This is a genomic window from Bradyrhizobium sp. CCGUVB1N3 (genome assembly GCF_024199925.1).
GTDB lineage: Bacteria > Pseudomonadota > Alphaproteobacteria > Rhizobiales > Xanthobacteraceae > Bradyrhizobium.
In genome coordinates this window covers 1,379,601-1,401,079 of the sequence record NZ_JANADR010000001.1, presented here as the reverse complement: position 1 = coordinate 1,401,079, position 21,479 = coordinate 1,379,601, and the positions used below count along the sequence as shown (strand labels likewise).

Below are 21,479 nucleotides of genomic sequence, written 5' to 3'. Positions count from 1 at the left end.
CCCTCCGAAGCCCCTCGATCAGAAGTTTCGCGTTGGCTTGCCCGCCACGTTCGGGACCCGGCGTGCATTCCGTCAGTGTCCCATGCCCGGCATCACTTCCCCGTTGAAGATTTCGGGATTCTTTGCACCTTCGACGCTGAGAATACCCAACAGGCCCCGTTCCGCGCGCGCGAGCGCGTGGTCGACGAGCGTGTAGTTGCCGGGAACGTCCACCTTGAACTCGGTAATCACGGCACCGCCGGCAGGCACGGCGACCGTCTGTATTCCTTCAGCGGGCGAGGTGATGACGCCGCCCCACGTGTAGACCTTGTCGAAGATCTCGCCGATCACGTGGAAGGACGATATGTAGTTCGGTCCTCCGACACCGAAGAAAATGCGAACCGTATCTCCCACCTTGGCATGCAGGGGATGCAGCTTGGAAAGCGCGCCAACGGAGCCATTGAAGACGAAATATTCGGGGCGTTCCGCAAGCAGCTTGTCGACGCTGAATTCCGCGCTGCCGTGCTGACCGAATGCGATATCCGAATAGATCTCGCCCTGCATGACATAGAACTCGTGGTCAACCGGCGGCAGACCGCCTTCCGGCTCGACCAGGATCAAGCCGTACATGCCGTTGGCGATGTGTTCGGCGACCATCGGCGTCGCGCAGTGATAGACGAAGAGTCCGGGCACCAGCGCCTTCCACGTCATCGATTTCTCGGCGCCCGGATCGACCTGGAGAGCCGCCGCACCGCCGCCGGGCCCGGTCGCGGCATGGAAGTCGACGGAATGGATCATGGCGCTGTCGGCAGAGTTCTTGAGATGGATGTCGATGGTATCGCCGACACGGACCCTGATGAACGGGCCGGGCACCTTGCCGTTGAACGTCCAGTAGCCGAACGTCGTCCCTTCGGCGAGGCGGCCCTCGACTTCGACGCTGAAGAGATCGACGCGGACCGTCTGCGGATCGCGCTTGCCGAGCGGCGGCGGCAGGTCGCTAGGCTCGCGCGAGATGTCGGCCTCGACGACGGTTTGCGGCGCGGGACGGGCTGTCACGATGAACTGCCCTTCCATGCCGGCAAGCCTGTGGCCGGGCACGCCGCAGTAGTAGGTGAAGTCGCCCGACTTCGCGGCCCGGAAAGCGATGGTTGTGCTGGCGCCTTTGCCGGTCACCCTCGGCGATTTCGCATCCTGGTCGGGGAAGACGATGTCGTGCTCGGCGCCTTCACCGTTGATCAGCGTGAGCTGCACGACCTGGCCTTCGGCCGCGGTCAGCACGGGGTTTACCTTGCCTTCGATGGCGCCGCCGACGCCGATGTAAACCATCCGTCCTTCCGCGATGCCCGACCGCAGTGTGAACTTCGCATCCGCGATGTAACCGATATCGGCGCCCGTCGCGCCCTGCGGCGTTCTCGAAGGCGGAGCGGCAACCGGCGAAGCCGGAGGCGCCTGCTGCGGCTGCGGGGATGTGGCCGCGCCTTGTGCCGCGGCTTGGGTGCTGCCTGAGGACGCGGCGAGGAATGCGATGATGTCGCCGCGGTCGTGATCCGTCTTCAGTCCGGGGAACGGCATCTTGTTTCCCGGCACGGTCTTCGCCGGATCGGCGAGGTAGCTTTCCAGGGTCTGCTCGTTCCAGACGATATCGGCGCTCTTCATCGCCGGTGAGTAATTGTAGTTTGGTTCGCTACCCGCCTTGCGGCCGATCACGCCGGCGAGCGATGGCCCGAGCATGTTCTTTCCAGGATCCAGCGAGTGGCACGCCTGGCACTTGCGGAAGACGAGACGTCCCGCGGCGGCATCGCCACTGCCCGAAGCCGCTGCGGCAGGGACGGGCGTAGGTGGTTTCGACGGTGAGGCAGTCTGACCGCTGGTCGCCGGTGATGAGGTGGGCGCTGCCTGCGCCATATGATCCTGCGCCATACGATCCTGCACCATGTGATCATGAGCGGGCGGCGCCTGCTTTGGTGCGTCCACCTGCGGAGATGCCGTTTTCTCCGAGGAGGGGGACGCCTTGGGCGGTTCGGCCGTGGGGGGCGGCGTAGATTGGGCTCGCTGCGACCTGGCAACGTCGTTCGGAGCCGGCTGTTGCTTCGGTGCGGCGTTGTCCGCCATCTGGTGCTGAGGCCCGGGCGCCGGCTTCTCGGAAGCCGCCGTCTGGGTGCTGGATGCTGTCCCGCCCGGCGGATACAAGCCGGTGCCGAGGGCGAAGCCGCCGAGCAGAAGAACCAGGCCGACGACCAGAATCGACCACTGGCGTAGCGCTTCCCTGATCGTTTCCCACATCGCGTTTCCCCACTCTTTTGGCGGGCATGTGTGTCGCGCGGGCTAGCTCTTCAATAGGCTGTTGTTACGAACCCGGGTGGCATCCGATTGTCCTGGAGCCATGCGCTTCCCGGCTTCTGTTGAAACCGCCTGACCTGAGCCGGATGGTGCGCTATCGGTTGGCACAAACTGAACATCTAGCCACCCTTCAGCTCAACTAGGCGCCGCGGAAAAAATATCGACGCATCCACGAAGTCGAAGCCGCGATGCGGTCGATTTCAAGGCTCGGTCGAGCGGAACGCGTCCTCCTCGGCAAGGCGCATCGCCAGTTCGCGCAGGCGTGGCATCCGCGCAGCGGTGTCAACGCCAAGCCCCCTGGCGAGACGTTCCGCGACGAAGGCGGTGACATCGGCCTGGGTGAGACGGCGGAGCAGCAAATAGGGCGAGCCCTGCTCGATCATGGCGTCAATCGTACATAGCGCATTCGTCATCTGCGCCATGCAATCGTCGATCCAGGGCTGGTGCAGCTTGTCCGGCGGATGGTGATTGCGCTCATAGGCGGCCTGAAGGCCTTTCTCGCACACTCCCATCATGAGCGCGACGGCCTTTTGCACGGCGCGGCGGTCCCGGCCGCTGACGGGCGTCAAGGCGCGATGGCGACCGTACACCTCGTCGAGATGATCGATGATGGCGTTGCTGTCGACCAGTGTCTCGCCATCGTCGAGCACAAGCGCAGGGATCCGGCCCAGCGGATTGCTTGCGCGGACGTCGTCCCGATTGCCGAAGCCTGAAAGAGGCCGCTGCTCAAACGGCATGTCATAGATCTTGAGCGTGATTGCGACGCGCCGCGTAAATGGTGACCGGTTTACTCCAATCAACAGCATCTCGTCCTCGTTGAAAGATCGCAACTGACGCGAAAAGAGCTTGGGCGTGATGTCCAACTCGCTGGGCCCCGGCATTGCCCAAGTCTCGCATGCGCGATCAGGTTGTGGTTGGATTTCGTTTAAATCAGGTGCGATCATACCAGGCAAGTTTCGCGCCTACCCGTGGGGCTTGATTTACGTCAACATATCTCCTCCGCCGACCGTATGAAGGATGGCGCATCTATCGCGTAGGCGTAACGGGAGCCTGATGATGTTCGAGCTTCCTCAAGTATCTCCGGACAATGGCCTGACTGGCGAGATGGTCTGGATCCCCGGCGGCACGTTCCGCATGGGCTCGAACGCGCACTACCCCGAAGAAGCGCCGGCCCATCATGTGTCGGTCGATAGTTTTTGGATCGACCGCACGCCTGTGACGAACCGGCAGTTCAAGGCGTTCGTCAAGGCGACACGCCATGTCACGACCGCGCAGATTCCGCCTGACCCGAACGATTACCCCGGTGCTCTGCCGGAGATGATCTATGCCGGCTCGCTGGTGTTTTCGCCGCCGCCCCGCGTAAACAACCTGAAAGACTGGAGCCAGTGGTGGACGTTCATGAAGGGCGCCGACTGGCGACACCCTTACGGACCCAAGAGCAATATCAACGTTCTCGACAACCACCCCGTCGTGCACGTCTGCTACGGCGACGCGCTCGCTTATGCCCGTTGGGCAGGCAAGGATCTTCCGACGGAGGCGGAGTGGGAGTTCGCCGCGCGCGGCGGGCTCGACGGCGAGGAGTTTGCCTGGGGCAGCGAGCTTGTACCCGGCGGCAAGCATATGGCGAACACCTGGCAGGGCATCTTTCCGAACCAGAATCTCTGCGACGACGGCTATGAGCGCACCGCGCCGGTGACGGCCTTTCCGCCGAACGGCTACGGCCTCTACGACATGATCGGCAATGTCTGGGAATGGACGTCTGATTGGTGGTCGGACAAGCACGAAGCAGATGCAGCAAAGCCCTGCTGCATTCCGCAAAATCCGCGCGGTGGGCCGGAGGCCGCGAGCCTCGATCCATGTCAACCCAACATCCGTATTCCACGCAAGGTTCTGAAGGGCGGCTCGCATCTCTGTGCGCCGAACTATTGCCGCCGCTATCGGCCCGCGGCGCGGCACGCGGAGCCGATCGACACGTCCACCAGCCATGTCGGGTTCCGGTGTGTCCTTCGAGAAAGGCGCGACTCCTGAGTGCCGAGAAGGATCCAGAGTCGCACCCGCATGGATCAATTCACTGCGGCCATCGCCTTCGCCAGCGCCTCCTGAAGTCGGCGTCGCTCGTCCTCGCTGAGCTTCTGCGGCTCCAGCACGACCACGAATTGCTTGAGCGTTCCGGTAAAGGGGAACGGCATCTTGTCAGCATATTCCTCCAGAACCGGAGTTCCAGTATCCTGCCCGACGTCGAAGGTTTCATCGAGTGAGAAGCGACAGGGCAGCGTCTGTGGGATATGGCCTTGCGCCACCTGCTTCTCGTCCACCAGTAGCGTGGCATTAGCTCCTTTGCCGATCCCGCCACCTTCGTACTCGAACTTGATGCGGACGACATGATTGCCTGCCGGGAGCCGCTGATCGGAGGCCACCCTGAACTTGTGGTCCGGCTGGTTCGAAAGGGCGTAGGCAAAGACAGGCTTGCCGTCCATCAGCAGCAGGGCCCAGCCGCCGAAGCGACCTCCAATCGTCGCCAACACGCCGTTTGCGCCGCCCTGCGGGATCGCGACCTCGGCGGCTATCGTCCACGACTTGTTCTTGAAGTCCGGCGCCGACCCCTCCGGGATTCGGACCATGCCCGGATAGTAGATAAATTCGTTGCGGCCACGCGTGAGGCTTGGCCGGATGGCAGGATCAACCCGCGACGCGAAGCTCGAATCGAGCGGGTAGACGTTGTATTTCCTTGCCTCGACGTCGAACGCGTCCTGTAGTTCCTTGAGCTTCTCGGGCGACTTTGCCGCCAGATTGTTCGACTGGCTGAAATCCTCGGCGATGTTGTACAGCTCCCATTTGAAGTCATCGGGATTGGGTTCGGCTCCGAGGGTCACCCAGGGCAAGCGCAGCGGCGTCGTGCTCGCCATCCAGCCGTCCTTGTAGATCGCACGGTTCCCCAACATCTCGAAGTATTGCGCGGTGTGCTGCGGCTGTGCCCCGGCGGCCTCGAAGGTATAAACGAAGCTCACACCGTCTATCGGCTTCTGCTTCACGCCATCCAGCATATCCGGGGGAGTTATCTTCGCGGCCTCGTAGATCGTGGGCACGATATCGATCACGTGGCAGAACTGCGATCGCAAGCCGCCCTTGTCCTTGATACGAGCAGGCCACGATATCACCATGCCGTTGCGGGTACCGCCAAGATGCGATGCAATCTGCTTCGTCCATTGCATCGGCGTGTCCATGGCGTGCGCCCAACCGACCGGGTAGTGGTTGTAGGTCAGCGGCCCACCCAACTCGTCGATCATCGAGAGCAGGAAGGGCAGGCTCTCCGTCACGCCGTTGCCGGCGGTGGCGACCTCGTTCGTGGTGCCCTGCAAGCTGCCTTCGGCGCTCGCGCCGTTGTCACCCATCATGAAGATGACGAGCGTGTTGTCCATCTGGCCCGATTGTTCGACTGCGTCGAGCAGACGGCCGATGTTGTAGTCGGCGTGTGACAGGGCGCCCGCGTAGACCTCCATCATGCGCGCGTAGAGGCGCTTCTGGTCTGCCGACAAAGAATCCCATGCCGGAAGCTGTTCCGGGCGTGCGGTCAGCTTGGTGTTGGCGGGGACAACGCCGAGCTTGATCTGCCGGGCGAGTGTCTCCTCGCGCACCTTGTCCCACCCTCGATCGAACTGCCCCTTGTATTTGGCGATCCAGTCCTTCGGCGCGTGATGCGGAGCATGAGCGGTACCGGTCGCGTAGTAGACCAGCCATGGCTTGGTCGGCGCCAGCGCATGTTGCATCCGCATCCAGGCAATCGCCTTGTCGGCAAGATCAATATCCAGGATGTAGTTTGGATTGCCCAGATAGGGCTCGATCGGCGTCATGTTCTCATAGAGAGCCGGGTGCCACTGGTCGCTGTCACCGCCGATGAATCCGTAGAAGTGCTCAAAGCCCAGGCCGTTCGGCCACAAATCGAACGGGCCGGCCTGACTGGACATCCAGTCCGGCACATTATGCATCTTGCCGAACCATGACGTGTTGTAGCCGTTCTCCCGTAGCACGGCCCCTACAGAGCCTGCGCTCTTCGGCACCAGCGAATTGTAGCCGGGAAAGCCGGTCGCGAACTCGGTGATGACGCCGCTGGCAACCGAGTGGTGGTTGCGGCCGGTGATCAGCGCCGCTCGTGTCGGCGAGCACAGCGCAGTGGTGTGGTACATGTTGTAGCGAAGGCCGTTGTCGGCGACGCGTTGGAAATTGGGGGTCTGGATCGGTCCGCCAAAGACGCTTGTCGCGCCGAAGCCGACGTCGTCCGTCAGGATCAAGAGAACGTTGGGCGCGCCCGCAGGAGCTTCGACGCCCTTTGGAAAATCAGGCGTAGAGCCCTTGACCGTGCGCTCGATCTTTCCAGCAAAGGGCGGCTCCGGCCGCGGCAATACGGTGTCGGTCGCGGCGTTCGCGACGCGCGGGAGCGCAGTCGAGGCGAGCGCCGATGCCGCCAGGATTGAGGTCGAGCCGAGCAACCGGCGGCGATTGATTTGAATTTTGTCCGCAGACGAAAGGGCGCCCTTCTTGTCGGTCTCGCGCATCTCGATCCCTCCGTTGTAAGGAGACTCGCGCGAGGGTGATGCGCTCGCGTGCATTAGCCAGCGATGGCGCACCAAGAAGATTTTGAACTCGGCCGGTACTTTTGATCTAGATCAACGAATATCTGCTTTGGCCTCCGCTCTGCCGGTTGTGGGATGACATCATCGGGCATTGACGGTCCCAAACTTCGGTCCCGAGCTTCGCGAAGACCCGGAGGGACTTTAGTACGTCGCGCAGAGGTTGCGAGCCGAACCCGGGCAGCTAGACTATCCGCCGCCATCGTGCCGAAGACGGTAGTTGTGCGAGGAACCGGATCACCAATGGGCAAGCTCGTTCCCGAGCGGTATCAACACTTGCGGACATTCGCGTTCGGCGACGGTCCCGCGCTCGCCGATGAATTGCTCGAACTGGTCATCAACGGCATCAAGACCGCAACGTGCAGTACGGAAGACGAACCGAACACCTCGACGCCCGGTGAGCGCTGGATCGTGCTCGACGGGCGCGGAGAACCGCGCTGTGTCATCGAAACCATCGAAGTCACGTATCAGCGCTTCCATGAAGTCGATGCCGCTTTTGCCTGCGATGAAGGGGAAGGCGATCGGAGCCTCGCTTATTGGCGCGGTGCCCATCGGACCTATTTCGGCCGCCTCGGCCGGTTCAGCGAGGACATGATGCTGATGTGCGAGCGCTTTCGCCTGGTCGATGTTTTCGGCGATCCGTGAGATCGATCACGCGCTCGATGAGCAATAGGCTGATCAGCCGCAATTCCAGATCGGTCCGATCGGTGTCCGCGTCCAGCACGGGCCATAGCTGCCGTTGTTGTAGCGGCCGTCATAAGAACCGGGCGGCCGAAATAGGGGCCCGTTGCCGTCATACCCGCAATAGTTGGGACCGGGTCAATGTACCATGGGCGGCTGCAGGACTAGCTCTGAAATCGCGCTGGAAATCTCGTTTTTGAGGCGGAATGAAGCCTCCTCGTTGCCGGATTTGAGTCGCATTGCGACCTAGGTTGGAGCCAAAGGTCGTGCTGGGCGGGGGCGCAACACCGGGGGTTTTCATGTCCGGTCATTTGCGAATTTCTTGCTCTGCTGCTTTTCTCCTTGTCGCAGGTCTATCGACGTCACCTGCATTTTCGAATCCCTTCTCTGACTTGTTAGGCCAAACCGCTCCGGTGGAAGCCTCGCCGCCAGCTCCATCCAATACGGATTGCGTGTCGCGGCCCGGCGCATCGGCCGCTGAGGGGCAGCATTGGGTCTATCGCTTCGACGGCCACCGCAAATGCTGGTTCCAGGCCGCGGAGGGCACCCTGATCAGGAAGAAGTCGGTTCGCCATCAGGCCGCGAAACATGTCGCCGATTCGCAGAAAAGCGCGGCCACCCCACGCAGCCGAAAGGCGGTTGCGGATGCGCATGCGGAGCTGCGGCCCTCCGCGCCGACGGACGCCAACCGCCCAGCTCCGCCCGCGCCCGAATTCAAGGTGGCCGATGCCAGTCCCGTTGTCGCTACGACGGCCGCGGCGCGCGCACCGTCTGCCCCCGATATTGCCAAGCTCCCGGCCGATCGGCTCACGGCTCTCAATCCCAAGGCGGACCAAGTCGACGTCGAGATGCTCTTGGCCGCTGTGCCGGCCGACGGCGACGCGGTTGTCCCCCCGGTAACTCCGGGCGTCGCAGTTCTTGCCGCCAAGGTGGACGAGGACGGGCCGGGATGGACGGCAACTTTGCTCGGCGTGCTGTTGATGGCGATGGGCTTGGTTGTCCTCCTAAGCTCGAGCCGAATCCTTCGGGGCGATGTGCTGGCCGTCCGATAGGTCCGGCAATTGGATTGGGACCTTCGCGTCCGGTGTTATTAGTAGGACGCAGACTCATTAGCGCGCAGCCATAGTCTGATCGATGCGAGTTGAACGAAGGCAAGGCAGTTGGCGGCGAGCTTGTCATAGCGCGTCGCAACCCGGCGGCAGTGCTTGATCTTGTTGAAGAAGCGCTCGACCAAGTTCCGAGCCCGGTAGAGATACGGGCTGAAGCAGATAGACTCGGTGCGGTTGCATCGTGGCGGGATGTTGGCCCATGCGCTCTTCTCGGCCGCAAGGCTCCTGATCCAGTCCGCATCATAACCACGATCGGCCAGCAGCATCGTTTTCGACTTCAGTCGAGACAGGAGTTTGCCAGCGCGAGCCGTACCGGCAGGCCATTGGTATCGACCAATGCATGAATCTTGCTGGCCAATCCACTTCGCGAGCGCCCCATTGATTGCCGCCGATTCCTGGTGATGCACGCCCCATGCTGATGCACGCGAACAATAGACGTGTCGATCATTTGCACAGCGGCATCATGGACGCCGGCCAGTGCGCTCATAAGCTTGGCCCACACGCCCGCCCGTCGCCAGCGAACGAAGCGATTGTAGCAGGTGGTGTACGAGAAGATGCCATTGAGGACGCGAAGATCATTCACTCGTGGCATACCGCGCGGCTTATTCGGCAGCGTCGGCTTGATAGCAGACCACTCATTGTCGGTGAGTTCGTAGCGCATGATTCGGCCCCTCGATTTAGGGGGATTGAATTATCGTCGGCAGGTGGGCTCAACATGCCCGGCCAAGGAGCGCTTTTGGTCGCGATGCGCCCGGAAGCGGACGCGTTATGCTCACTTTGGGTTTTGTCGTTCGTGACCCAACTCGGACATCAGTTGATCTAGATCAACAGCTTGCGCGACCTACCGAGCGTGACATTGGTCTCGAACGGTATGGGAGGGACCATGCGTCACAAAAGCCAGTTGCTTGAAACCGTTTCGATTGCAGTGATGGCTAGCTGCATCGGATTGGGGACCCTATCGCTTGCGCAAAACGCGTCGACCCCGACTGGAGGCTCGACGATCCTTCCGGTTCCCGAACCGGCATTCAGCGGCGTCATTGGACGCAAGGTCAGCGAATCAAAGCCGGATTATCCGCCCGCAATAACGGCGCCCAAGGGCGCTCCAAACGTGCTGCTCATCTTGACCGATGATACCGGCTTCGGTGCGGCCAGCACCTTCGGCGGTCCGATCCCGACGCCGAGCCTTGAGCGAGTTTACCAGCACGGAATTTGCTACAACCAGTTCCACACTACTGCACTGTGCTCGCCGACTCGTTCAGCACTTCTCACAGGGCGCAACCATCACAGCGTCGGCTACGGCAACATCTCGGAGTTTGCCACCGGCTATCCCGGCTACGATTCGATCATTCCCAAGAGCGCAGGCACCATCGGCAACATTCTCTTGGGCAACGGCTACAACACGTCGTGGTTCGGCAAGCACCACCTGATCCCGGACTGGCAGCAGAGCGCCGCTGGACCATTCAATCAATGGGCGGGCGGTCTCGGCTTTGAATATTTCTACGGCTTCCTCGGCGGCGATACGGATAATTGGCATCCCGCGCTTTTCGAGAACACCAAGCCTGTTCTGCCGCCGTTTGGCGATCCGAACTACATTCTGATCCACGACATGGCTGATCGGGCCATCGACTGGATACGGAACCAACATGCCGTGGCACCCGACAATCCATTCCTGATATATTTCGCTCCGGGCAACGGTCATGCCCCGCATCATGCGAGCAAGGAATGGATCGCCAAGTTCAAGGGCAAGTTTGATCAGGGATGGGACAAGCAGCGCGAGGAGACGCTTGTTAACCAGAAGCGGCTCGACATCATCCCTACCAACGCCGTGTTAACACAGCGTCCTGCCCAGATACCGGGGTGGGATTCGCTAAACGCGGATCAGAAGAAGGTCTATGCACGGATGATGGAGGTTTATGCTGCCGCCGTCGCCCAGTCCGACTATGAGATCGGTCGCCTCCTCGATTCCCTGGAGCAGTCGGGCCAGCTCGACAACACGCTCGTGATCTACATCGAAGGCGACAACGGCGCGAGCGGCGAAGGCACGCTGCAGGGTACGACCAACGAAATGGGTGAGTTGGCGCCGGAGCCGGAGTCGCTTCCTTATCTGTTGTCGATGATGGATCTGCTCGGCAGCGACCGGACCTACAACCATTATCCTGTCGGCTGGGCGCACGCGATGGACACGCCGTTCCAGTGGACCAAGCAAGTCGCTTCGCATTTTGGGGGGACGCGGAACGGAATGTGCATGAGCTGGCCGCAACGGATCAAGACTCACGGTGAAATCCGCTCTCAGTTCCACCACGTCATCGACATCGCGCCGACGATCCTGGAAGCCGTAAACATTCAGACACCGCTGGTACTCAACGGCACGCCACAGAAGCCGCTTGAAGGCGTCAGCATGGTCTACACGTTCGATGACGCAAAGGCGCCGACACGGCACAAGACGCAGTATTTCGAGATAGCGGCCAACCGCGGAATGTACCAGGACGGCTGGATTGCCAGCACAACGCCGCTACGTCTGCCGTGGGTCGTAGCGGGAGCAGAACCCGACCCGGATGACTTTCCGTGGGAGCTGTACAACGTCAACGACGACTTTAGCCAGGCCAAGAACGTGGCGAGCGATAATCCCAAGAAGCTCGCCGATTTGCAGGCACGCTTCCTGATCGAGGCGGCGCGCTACAACGTTCTCCCCATCGATTCCAGCTTCGCCGACCGAGCGAATCCGGCCAGTCGGCCGAACCTGAATCGGGGGCGAACTGACTTTACATACTACCCCGGCACGATCCGCATCCCGGAAGCGAGCGCACCGGACATCAAGAACAAGTCATTCCGCATCACGGCCGAAGTGGACATTCCGCAGGGCGAGGCTGACGGCGTGATCGTGACGCAAGGGGGGCGGTTTGGCGGCTGGGGTTTGCTCGTCCTCGACCGGAAGCCGATGTTCGCTTATGCCTTCTCCAATCAGGACGGCGATAAGTATCCCAATCAGAATAAATACAAGTTTCGTATCGCGAGCGAGGACGCGCTCGCGGCGGGCAAGCATACCATCGCTTTCAACTTCGCCTACGATGGCGGTGGTGCCGGCAAGCCTGGAACAGGAACGATCACAGTCGATGGTCAGAAGGTCGCCGAGGGCCGCATCACGCTGACCCAGCCGCTCCGCTTCTCGCTCGATGAGAGTTTTGATGTCGGCCAGGACACTGGGTCCCCCGTCATCGACGAATACGACGCCAAGATGCCATTCAAGTTTGGCGGCACACTCAATAAGGTTGACATCCATCTCGGAGCCGACCGACTCACTCCCCAGAAGCGGGGTGAACTTGAACAGCTAAAGAAGGATTTCGCGCTGCGGATGCAGTGACGACACAGTTCGATGGGCGCAAAGAGTAGATGTGCGGCCTCGCGTCTGTGTGAGCCGCGCGTCGTAGCGTGGTGACGGCGATGATCACCGCGCGCCATGGCCCGGCTTGGTCGGCTTTTGGCCCGACGCAGACCTATGCGACGTCAGCTCTTAGGTCGGCTGTTCGGGGTAAAGCGGACTCGTTATGCTCGGCAAGAGCCTTTCCGAGTCTGACCCAAGCCGACATCCCGGTCAGTATTTTCGCACGATTGGCTTCGAGGATCCGGACTCCGGCGGCGCGGGGGAGATCGCGAACGTGACCCATGCGGTCCAGCCTTCGGGCCGGTTCTCGACGGCAAGATCCCTGTATCCCTTCAGGTTGAGATAGCCTTGATAGCCTTCGGATATCGGGATGATGAAACCGATCTGCGGACCGATTCCAACCGTGCTGGTCTTGAATGGCCCGAGCTTCGCCCCCGGCCCGCTATCGCCCGTGAGCTGCTGGAATAAATAACCGACCAGACCAATATGGACGTTCTTGCTTATGAACTGTGACGCGCCCCAGTCGAGGTGGAAGTCGATGCCGTTCTGGTACTGCAGATCAGGATTCATGAGGCTGTAGGTCAGCCCTCCGGCCACAGAGAACTCATGGCCCGACTTTGGATCGAGGTAGGTGTAGCCGGCGCCCGCATCGAATGCCACGAATCCCAAGCTCAGATTGGCTAGGCGATGCGGATCGTAAGTGCCGCTCGGGATGTTGCCCGTGAAGTAGACCATTTCGTTGTGGACACCCTGGTTCCATTTGAGAGTTCCTTGATAGATCACATCCGATAATGTCGTGCGATTGTCGCTCGCGTTCCCGGAGATGGCGTTGCCCAGTGGCCCGGTCAGCGTCGCGCTGATACCGGCGTTGACATTGCCGAGAGCACTCACGACGGTGAAGGCCGCCTGGCCGCCGAGAACCGGCATAGCAGAGGTATAGGTGAAAGCTTCCGCGACGGCGTCGGCACGCGCACTGAGACCGGTGACAATGGAGCTAGGTAGGCCCCCGCTGGTGACGAAATTCTTTCCTGCGCCGGCGTTCTCCTGCGCATGGACGTAGACCGTCGTGTACGCCCATCCCGGGACGCCTGGAATTGCGACGAGGCTGCCAAATGCCCCCGGAAACCAAAAGCTGAGGCCACCTACATCAGCGAGGGCCGCTCGCGGGTTTGCAAGCAGCGCGACAGCGCAGAAGGTCCCAACCGCTGCGATTTTTCCATGCGTGGCCTGTCCCATGGCCCTCTCCTGCCTGCTTCTCGATGGGCCCCCCTGGCACTTCGCCTTCCATCCGTTCAAGCAGCGCTATCGTAGACCCTTCTGCGAGCGCGCTCTAGTTGACCATTGCGTTTGCCGAGCCGTGTGGCGTGAAGGCCACATCGGCGATTGAGAAGTGTTGCATGTTGCTCGTTTCGTGCGGCCCCTCTCAGAACCGAGAGCTATGTCGATTACCCGCCGCGCAAGCTCCAGAGCCTCGGGTACACCGGTCTTATCACGATCAGAAGTTCCAGTGGGTCAGGGGCCAACTAGCGAAGGAAGGCGTCCACATTTCGCTGCCCAGCAGCAACTGAGCTCATTAAAACTGCGACCTCGGAGTTCTCATTCGGGGTCGCCGGCGTGATCAGCAAAGCTTAACCGTAGTAGGACGCGGTACCGTCGCGCGACTGCGCGACGGTAGCCCAAAACGTCACGAGCCAAAGACTTGTGGCGATCGTGATTGTCAACCGGCCTACGCGAGCCCAGCTTATGGGCGATTTCCGGTTATGGCCCGAAGGCGAAGTGCCGCGATGTCCGCTCCCGCGCCGCTCCGTGTCCGCACCGCCGACGGCCCTCCGCAGCGGATTTGGGATAAAAGTCAGCAGCATCTCCCGGGCGACGAAGCTTGGCTCATTGGCGAGCAACGTGCCTCAGGGGAGAAGAAATACTATCTCGCCAATCTCCCTGCGGCGACGGATCTGCGCACACACTGGCCGCCACCATTAAGGCAAGATGGATTTGCGAGCAGGCGCATCAGCAGTTGAAGGAGGAGCTTGGACTTGATCACTTCGAAGGGCGATCATGGCAGGGTCTTCATCGCCATGCCCTGACGACAATGATTGCCTACGCCTTCCTGCAACATCGTCGCCTCGCATACGCGGGGCGGAAAAAAAGAATCAACGGGCCTCCGCCTCAGCCAACCATGCCCGCCGTACGTCACGCCATCGTCGATCTCATCCTGCGGCCGCCGGCTCCGTGGTGTCCGTACTGCAGAAAACAAATCCTTGAAGAGTCCCCGCACAAACAGATTCTGCCAAAGTAGTGCTAGCTAACCTCGCTGAGCGTCCGGATCTGCCTGTGCCTTTGAGTCACGAGCCCGGTCTACACGCGAGGCGTAACTCTACTGAAGATGAAGAGGCCGTTCGCGGTTCGATCATCAGTCGCCGATCGCAAGCCGCTGCGACGAAGGCCCGAAGATGATCTCGACAGGCACCTTCCACGTGTAAGTCGACTTCTCGGAGCGCAATGCGCAGTCAGCCGCAATTCCAGATCGGTCCGATCGGTGTCCGCGTCCAGCACGGGCCAAAGCTGCCGTTGTTGTAGCGGCCGTCATAAAAACCGGGCCGGCCGAAATAGTGCCAGTTGCCGTCAAATCCGTAATAGCTGGGGACCGGGTCGATGTACCAGGGGCGTCGGTTGTTGCGCGCCATGCGCCGCACCGCGGCTTTCTGGGCATAAGGTGGAAGGCTGTTGCTCGGCGGCTGATGATAGCCTGGCAAGAAGCCGTAGCCGTGCCAGACTGGCGCCGGCCGCTTGTGATTGGGCGCAGCCGGCGCGACGACCGGCAGCAGCGACAGAACGACAGCAATCGACAGACACACGAGGCGCGACATCAGCAGACCATAGCGAGTGGGTTGCGGGGAGGCGATTCAAATCGAAGTGCAAGCCTCTTCGCAGCCTGCCGCAAATCTCGCGATGATCGACTATTGCCCCTGATTTGCCCGACGTGTCAACCGTTTTTCCGAAATGCGCGGGCATCCCACCGGCAACCCCGGCTACTTTGCATGGGGTTGTTTTCGCAGTTTTTGTTCAGGGCAACGAACCGGCCGAGCTTTGGCCGTTCTGCTTCGCCGAGTCACGCCCCGCAGATGATCACGCCGTACCAGCCCAAGCCGCGGTAAGTTTCGTAGCCCGGCGTGGCGTGGAAGGCGACGAGGTCGCCGGTGCGGTCGTGATAAAAGCCGGAGCGCTGGCCGTTCATCACGAGCGAGACACGCTCTGACAAGATGCCCTGGCCGTCGGAGGCCGCGATGACGCGAAAGTTCGAGTCGACCAGCAGCACACGCGCCTTGTCGCTGTCGCCGACGCGCACGCCCTGCACGATGGCGCGGGCCTGCGACTCCCAGTCGAAATGGATGGCGAGCACGCCGATCGGCGCGCCGTTGGCCTCGCCGCCCGCGCGCACGCTGGCGCAATAGGTCGCAACCTGCGCATTGCCGAGCAGCGCCTGGTTCTCGACGTCGCCGGCGACGTAATCGTCGCCGGAACGCAAGGTGCGCGCCTCGCGAAACCATCTGGTATTGGCGACGTTCTGACCGACGACGCGAAAGCGGTCAGCGCGACCGTTGGCGATGATATTGCCATCGAGGTCGCAGAGCCAGAGGTCGAGATAGACGGTGTAGGCGCCGAGGATGACGCCAAGACGCTGCGAGACGTGAGAAACTGCCGCGGCGCTCGGGGAGGCGGCGCAGTCGACCACGGCGGAGTCGGTCGCCCACCAGCGCACGTCGCAGGTGCGTTCATAGAGGTTGCGGTCGATCAGCTCGATGGCGTTGAGCGACAGATCCATCATGCGCTCACCGCGCGAGCGCTGGCTCATCCGCTCGATCGAGGAGACCAGATCGCCGGTTCGTTTCGTCAGCTGTGTCTCGAGTTCGCGCGCGATGGTCTCGACCTGCTGGCCGACGCCGCGCACCTCCTGTGCCACTACGGCGAAGCCGGCGCCTTGCGCGCCGGCGCGCGAGCTCTCGATCAGCGCGTTCAGCGCCAGCATCTTCATCTGGTTGGTGATCTGCTGGATCGACTTGGTCTTGTCGACCGCGATCTGGTTGACCTCAGCCGTCAGCCGGTTGATCAGCGCGGAAATGTCGGAATTGTCGTCGGCGGGTTCAGGATTGGTTCCGGTGGGGAGCGGCTTGGTCTTCATGGCCAGCGCAGCAGACATCGAGGGGATTCCCTTGCAATGAAGTCTGATCTGCAATGACCCGGAACCAGAAATACAGATCGAATACGAGCCTTTTTCGAAGATTCCGCCTAACGCTCACTTAATTTGCTGTCGGGGCGGCTGCTCAAATGATAGTCAGATCGCATACGGTTTCGGCAATCCACCGCTTTGTTCGGCCCGGACATTGCATTGCCTCGCGTTTCCCGGCGGTATCCTGACTGCCGGAGGCCACCGGTCTGATCTGAACTCATCGAAGCCCTCGAATCATGTCGCCGCCCGCCACAGCCTTGCCCGTCGAGCTGCCCCAGGCGTTCCTCGGCGTTGCGCGCTCACTCACCGACAAGCTCTGGCGTGACCGGCTGGACGGGCGCGGAGCGGCGAGGGCGCTCGCCATCGTCCAGCGCTACCAGTTGCCGGAACTGCTGGCGCGGGTGCTGGCCGGGCGCGGAGTCGACATCGACGCCGTCAGCGACTTCCTCGATCCGACCATCCGCAAGCTGCTGCCGGACCCGTTTACGGTGACGGAGATGGAGGCCGCCGCCAAGCGCATCGCAGAGGCAGCAGTGCGGGGCGAGAAGGTCGCGATCTTCGGCGACTACGACGTCGACGGCGCGACCTCGGCCGCGCTGCTCGCCTGGCATCTGCGTCATTGCGGGCTCGATCCCCTGATCCACATTCCCGACCGCATTTTCGAAGGCTACGGCCCGAACACGGAAGCGGTGCGGGCGCTTGCTGCGAAGGGCGCGACGCTGCTCGTCACCGTCGATTGCGGCACCACCAGCATCGAGCCGCTCGCCGAAGCAAAACGACTCGGCATGTCTGTGGTGGTGATCGATCACCATCAGGCCGGCACGGAGCTGCCGGCGGTCGACGCGTTGGTCAATCCGAACCGGCTCGACGATCTCTCCGGCCTCGGCCATCTTGCCGCCGTTGGGCTGGTGCTGGTCACGCTGGTCGCGGTCAATCGCGAGCTGCGCCAGCGCGGCTTCTGGACCTCTGGGATGCCCGAGCCCGATCTCCTGGGCATGCTGCATCACGTCGCGCTCGGCACGGTGGCCGATGTGGCGCCGCTCATCGGGCTCAACCGCGCCTTCGTCGCAAAAGGGCTGATCGCGATGCGGCGGCGCGACCATGTCGGCCACACTGCGCTGATGGACATCGCGCGGCTCAACGGCCCTCCGGAGGCCTGGCATCTCGGCTTCATGCTGGGGCCGCGCATCAACGCGGGCGGCCGTATCGGCCGCGCCGACCTCGGCGTGCGGCTGCTGCTGGAAGGCGACAGCGTCGAGGCCGCACGGATCGCGGCGGAGCTCGATCGCCTCAACGGCGAGCGCCGCATCATCGAGCAGGCCGCCGAAGCCCAGGCCGAAGCCGAGGCGCTCGCATCGATCGGGCTCGAGGACCAGCTCGGCGTGATCGTCACGGCCTCCGAAGGCTGGCATCCCGGCGTGGTTGGCCTCGTCGCCTCCCGGCTGAAGGAGAAGTTTTCACGGCCGGCGTTCGCCATCGCGCTCGAGCCCGGCGGCATCGGCACCGGCTCGGGCCGCTCGATCGCCGGCGTCGATCTCGGCAAGGCGGTGCGGCAGGCGGTTGCCGACGGCATTCTGCTCAAAGGCGGTGGGCACGCCATGGCCGCCGGCGTCACGCTTCGCAAGGAGAAGCTCGCCGAATTCCGCGCTTACCTCGAAAGTGCGCTCGCGCGCGACGTTGCGGAAGCGCGCCACGTCAACGAGCTCTTCATCGACGGCGCGGTGTCCGCGCGCGCGGTGACGCCGGAGCTCGCGACGACGCTGAACCGCGCCGGTCCCTTCGGCAGCGGCAATCCGGAAGCCGTGCTGGCGCTGCCGGCACATCAACTCGTCTATGCCGACGAGGTCGGGCAGGCGCATTTGCGGCTGCGCTTCAAGTCGGGCGATGGCGCGATCGTCAACGGCATCGCGTTTCGCTCCATCGGCCAGAAACTCGGCAATGCGCTTCTCGCCAATCGCGGCCAGCAGCTGCATGTCGCGGGCGCGCTGTCGCTCGACCGCTATCAGGGCGTAGAGCGCGTGCAACTGCGCGTGATCGACGTCGGCTTGCCCGACCAGGGGCCACAAACCATCCGATAAGCGTAAGATCAACAACAAAAAGGGGAGAGCAAATGACAGGGCAGGTGGAAGGCAAGGTCGCGCTGGTGACGGGCGGCGCATCGGGCATCGGCGAAGCCGTCGTCGAGTTGCTGGCGAAAGAGGGCGCAACCGTCATCGCAACCGACGTCGATGATCTGCGCGGCCCCGAGGTCGTGGCACGGACCACCAAAACCGGAGGCAAGGCGATCTTCCTCGAGCAAGACGTTACCAGCGAGGAGCGCTGGGTGGAGATCGCAGCCGAGACCGCAAAACGCTACGGCCGGCTCGACGTGCTGGTCGCCAATGCCGGCATCGGCATCGCGGTGCCCTCGATCGTCGACATGACGCTCGCCGACTGGCGCAAGCAGAATGCGGTCAATCTCGACGGCGTGTTTCTGTCGGTCAAGCACTGCCTGCCGTTGATGCGCAAAGTTGGCGGCGGCTCGATCGTCATGATGTCCTCGCTCGCGGGTCTGCGCGGTGCGCCGGGGCTGTCGGCCTATTCGGCCACCAAAGGCGGTGTGCGGTTGTTCGCAAAATCGATCGCGATGGAATGTGCCGGCGCCGGCGACGGCATCCGCGTCAACTCCGTGCATCCGGGCATCATCGACACGCCGATCTGGGGCAAGATCCCGACGGGCGCCGCCGGCAACCAGGGCAATGCGCCGATCGATCCCGAGGAGCGCGCCAGGCTCGCAACCCCGCTCGGCCGCGCCGGCCATGCGGCGGAAATCGCCGCCAGCGTGCTCTATCTCGCCTCCGACGCCTCGCGCTACGTCACCGGCACCGAGCTTGTCATCGACGGCGGCATGAACGCCGGCAGCGCACCGCGGCGGGCGTGAGGCGCAGGGCAGGGTGGCGGGGCGAGGGGCTGACGCCTGCGTCTCGCCCCTGTACAAGCCGGGCAACGACCTTAGCTCAAGAGATGTCTTTGCCATGGCCCATAGTCTGCATTCCGAGGCGCCCGCGCCCGTTCGCTCGAACCGGCCGGACCTCGCGACCGATGCGATCCGCACCGCGCGCGAGGACCTCGCCGCGTGCTTTCGGATGGCGGCGCGGAACGGCTTTGAGGAGGGCATCTGCAATCACTTCTCCGCAGTGGTGCCGGGCCATGACGATCTCTTCCTCGTCAATCCCTACGGCTACGCTTTCCGCGAACTGACAGCGTCAAAACTGCTGATCTGCGACTTCCACGGCAACGTGCTCGACGGCGACGGCCAGCCAGAGGCGACCGCTTTCTACATCCATGCCGAGATGCATAAGCGCCTGCCGCGCGCGAAAGTCGCCTTCCACACCCACATGCCCTATGCCACGGCGCTGTCGATGACCGAGGGTGATCCCCTGATCTGGGCCGGCCAGACCGCGCTCAAATTCTATGGCCGCACGGTGGTCGATCGCGACTACAACGGCCTCGCGCTCGACAATCGCGAGGGCGCGCGCATCGCCTCCGCCGTTGGCGATGCCGACATCGTCTTCATGAAGCATCACGGTGTGATGGTGCTGGCCCCGACCATCGCGGAGGCGTGGGACGATCTCTATTATCTCGAGCGCGCCGCCGCGGTGCAGGTGCTGGCGATGTCGACGGGGCGCAAGGTGCTTCCAGTCGATCCCGCGATTGCGGCCGCGACCTACAGGCAGATGCGTGAGGGCGATTCCGAATCCGCGCGGCTGCATCTCGCCGCGATCCGCCGCCAGCTCGATGCTGAGGAGCCGCAATACCGGCATTGAGGCGGGATCGCTTCAGGAGCCCTGCCGCAGCTTCGCCAGCACCTTCAGCCCGCCATAACCGTCCGCGGGCGTTATGCCGGCCCTCTGCTGAAAATCCTTGATCGCCTTCATGGTGTCGTTGCCGACGCGGCCGTCTGTGCCGCCGGTGTCGAAACCGGCTTTCGTCAAACGCGTCTGCATCTCCTGCACCTCGGCGAGCGTCAGCGCGCGCTCGGAGCCTGGGAAGGGCTGGATGAAGGGCGGCGCGCCCAGGCAGCGGTCACCGAGATGGCAGATCGCCAGCGCATAGTTCATCGATGGATTGTAGCTCTTCACCGAATAGAAGTTCGGTCCCAGCAGGAACGTCGGGCCGCCCGCGACCGGCGTCCACATCTGCGCCGAAGCATTGGGTTGCGGAAACGGCTGGCCGTCGGCGCGCGTGATGCCGGCGGCTTGCCAGGCCGCATAGGTTCGACCGCCGCTCATGTTGCCGGGGGGGCGCACCTCGTAGCCCCAATGCTCGCCGCGACGCCACTTGCCGCGGTTGACGAGATATTTTGCCGTCGAACCCAGCGCATCGTCGGGCTTGCCGAATGGTGAGACCTTGCCGTCGCCGTCATAGTCGATGCCGACATTGAGCCAGACTTCCGGCATCCACTGCGAATGCCCCATCGCGCCGGCCCAGGAGCCGTGCATCTCCTCCGGCGTGCTCCAGCCCTTGTCGACGATGCGCAGCGCGTTGATCAACTCGGTCTCCCAATAGGCCTTTCGCCGCGGCTCGTTCCAGGCGAGCGCGGCAAGCGAGGGAAATACCGGCTTCATGTGGTTCTGCTGCACCAGCGGATCGCCGTAGGCGGATTCCACGCCCCACAGCGCGAGCAACGTACCGCGCTCGACGCCGAAATCACGCTCGATGCGTGCGAACAGCGCCTCGTTGTTCTTCAGCGCGACCTTGCCGTTGATGATGCGCCAGTCGGAGACGCGGCGGTTGATGTACTGCCAGACCTGCTCGTTGAACTCCGGCTGGTTGCGAATTTCCTTGAACACACTCAAGTCCGGCTCGATACGTGCCATCGCGCGCTGCCAGGTGGCGGCGGAAATGCCTTTGGCCATCGCGCGAGCGCGAAAACCCTCGCGCCACTCCTCGAAGCCGGGCGGGGTGGCCGCGAGGGCAGGCGAGGCGATGAGGGCGGCTGCGCCGAGCAGGGATTGCAGCGCCGCACGGCGGGTCGGATGGGGGAAGGAATCAGGCTGGTTCATGCAGATAGTTTAGCCGGAAGCATCGCGGCGCGCAGGCGCTCTCATCGGTGAAACCTGAAGCCGGAGGCGCGACTTTCGGTCCATCGG

14 protein-coding genes and 2 pseudogenes are annotated in these 21,479 nt (G+C 62.7%); 8 read left to right on the top strand and 8 right to left on the bottom strand.

The window, feature by feature from the left end; all coding sequences use genetic code 11:
- Window positions 1-72: 72 nt before the first annotated feature.
- Together nirK and NLM33_RS06635 are read right to left on the bottom strand one after the other, a co-directional pair.
- Window positions 73-2,262: a copper-containing nitrite reductase gene (nirK, locus tag NLM33_RS06640; protein ID WP_254095308.1), complete on the bottom strand. Its 2,190-nt coding sequence runs from the start codon at window positions 2,260-2,262 to the stop codon at window positions 73-75.
- Between the two features lie 257 nt (window positions 2,263-2,519).
- The gene (locus tag NLM33_RS06635) at window positions 2,520-3,200 is read right to left on the bottom strand and encodes a glutathione S-transferase family protein (protein ID WP_254095307.1); all 681 of its coding nucleotides are present in this window, start codon (window positions 3,198-3,200) and stop codon (window positions 2,520-2,522) included.
- 175 nt (window positions 3,201-3,375) lie between these two features.
- On the opposite strand from NLM33_RS06635, the gene NLM33_RS06630 reads away from it, so the two are divergent.
- Window positions 3,376-4,347: a formylglycine-generating enzyme family protein gene (locus NLM33_RS06630; protein ID WP_254095306.1), complete on the top strand. Its 972-nt coding sequence runs from the start codon at window positions 3,376-3,378 to the stop codon at window positions 4,345-4,347.
- A 35-nt stretch (window positions 4,348-4,382) separates the two neighbouring features.
- Here NLM33_RS06630 and NLM33_RS06625 read toward each other — a convergent pair whose 3' ends face one another.
- Complete coding sequence (locus tag NLM33_RS06625) at window positions 4,383-6,872, bottom strand: arylsulfatase (protein ID WP_254095305.1); 2,490 nt, start codon at window positions 6,870-6,872, stop codon at window positions 4,383-4,385.
- A 318-nt stretch (window positions 6,873-7,190) separates the two neighbouring features.
- On the opposite strand from NLM33_RS06625, the gene NLM33_RS06620 reads away from it, so the two are divergent.
- Both NLM33_RS06620 and NLM33_RS06615 read left to right on the top strand, forming a co-directional pair.
- Complete coding sequence (locus tag NLM33_RS06620) at window positions 7,191-7,592, top strand: ASCH domain-containing protein (RefSeq protein ID WP_254095304.1); 402 nt, start codon at window positions 7,191-7,193, stop codon at window positions 7,590-7,592.
- 488 nt (window positions 7,593-8,080) lie between these two features.
- On the top strand, window positions 8,081-8,680 hold the full coding sequence (locus NLM33_RS06615; protein ID WP_254095303.1) for a hypothetical protein: 600 nt from the start codon (window positions 8,081-8,083) through the stop codon (window positions 8,678-8,680).
- Between the two features lie 38 nt (window positions 8,681-8,718).
- On the opposite strand, the pseudogene NLM33_RS06610 reads toward NLM33_RS06615, so the two are convergent.
- Window positions 8,719-9,398: pseudogene (locus NLM33_RS06610) on the bottom strand (IS5 family transposase).
- Between the two features lie 222 nt (window positions 9,399-9,620).
- On the opposite strand from NLM33_RS06610, the gene NLM33_RS06605 reads away from it, so the two are divergent.
- Complete coding sequence (locus tag NLM33_RS06605; RefSeq protein WP_254095302.1) at window positions 9,621-12,098, top strand: arylsulfatase; 2,478 nt, start codon at window positions 9,621-9,623, stop codon at window positions 12,096-12,098.
- A 231-nt stretch (window positions 12,099-12,329) separates the two neighbouring features.
- Here the strand turns inward: NLM33_RS06605 and NLM33_RS06600 are convergent, their stop codons facing one another.
- Window positions 12,330-13,355: a transporter gene (locus NLM33_RS06600; RefSeq protein WP_254095301.1), complete on the bottom strand. Its 1,026-nt coding sequence runs from the start codon at window positions 13,353-13,355 to the stop codon at window positions 12,330-12,332.
- A 560-nt stretch (window positions 13,356-13,915) separates the two neighbouring features.
- On the opposite strand from NLM33_RS06600, the pseudogene NLM33_RS06595 reads away from it, so the two are divergent.
- Window positions 13,916-14,381 (top strand): annotated as a pseudogene (locus NLM33_RS06595) (transposase); the annotation flags it as partial.
- A gap of 245 nt (window positions 14,382-14,626) precedes the next feature.
- On the opposite strand, the gene NLM33_RS06590 reads toward NLM33_RS06595, so the two are convergent.
- Both NLM33_RS06590 and NLM33_RS06585 read right to left on the bottom strand, forming a co-directional pair.
- The gene (locus NLM33_RS06590) at window positions 14,627-14,986 is read right to left on the bottom strand and encodes a hypothetical protein (protein ID WP_254095300.1); all 360 of its coding nucleotides are present in this window, start codon (window positions 14,984-14,986) and stop codon (window positions 14,627-14,629) included.
- Window positions 14,987-15,228: 242 nt separating this feature from the next.
- Window positions 15,229-16,317: a methyl-accepting chemotaxis protein gene (locus tag NLM33_RS06585; protein ID WP_305880483.1), complete on the bottom strand. Its 1,089-nt coding sequence runs from the start codon at window positions 16,315-16,317 to the stop codon at window positions 15,229-15,231.
- A gap of 266 nt (window positions 16,318-16,583) precedes the next feature.
- Here NLM33_RS06585 and recJ point away from each other — a divergent pair, with 266 nt between their 5' ends.
- The 3 genes from recJ to NLM33_RS06570 all read left to right on the top strand — a co-directional run bounded on the left by recJ (window position 16,584) and on the right by NLM33_RS06570 (window position 20,153).
- Window positions 16,584-18,425: a single-stranded-DNA-specific exonuclease RecJ gene (recJ, locus tag NLM33_RS06580; RefSeq protein WP_254095299.1), complete on the top strand. Its 1,842-nt coding sequence runs from the start codon at window positions 16,584-16,586 to the stop codon at window positions 18,423-18,425.
- 32 nt (window positions 18,426-18,457) lie between these two features.
- Window positions 18,458-19,267 (top strand): SDR family NAD(P)-dependent oxidoreductase, encoded by an 810-nt coding sequence (locus NLM33_RS06575; RefSeq protein WP_254095298.1) that lies wholly within the window; start codon window positions 18,458-18,460, stop codon window positions 19,265-19,267.
- Window positions 19,268-19,361: 94 nt separating this feature from the next.
- The gene (locus NLM33_RS06570) at window positions 19,362-20,153 is read left to right on the top strand and encodes an aldolase (RefSeq protein WP_254095297.1); all 792 of its coding nucleotides are present in this window, start codon (window positions 19,362-19,364) and stop codon (window positions 20,151-20,153) included.
- A gap of 12 nt (window positions 20,154-20,165) precedes the next feature.
- Here the strand turns inward: NLM33_RS06570 and NLM33_RS06565 are convergent, their stop codons facing one another.
- On the bottom strand, window positions 20,166-21,392 hold the full coding sequence (locus NLM33_RS06565; RefSeq protein WP_254095296.1) for a lytic murein transglycosylase: 1,227 nt from the start codon (window positions 21,390-21,392) through the stop codon (window positions 20,166-20,168).
- Window positions 21,393-21,479: the final 87 nt, after the last annotated feature.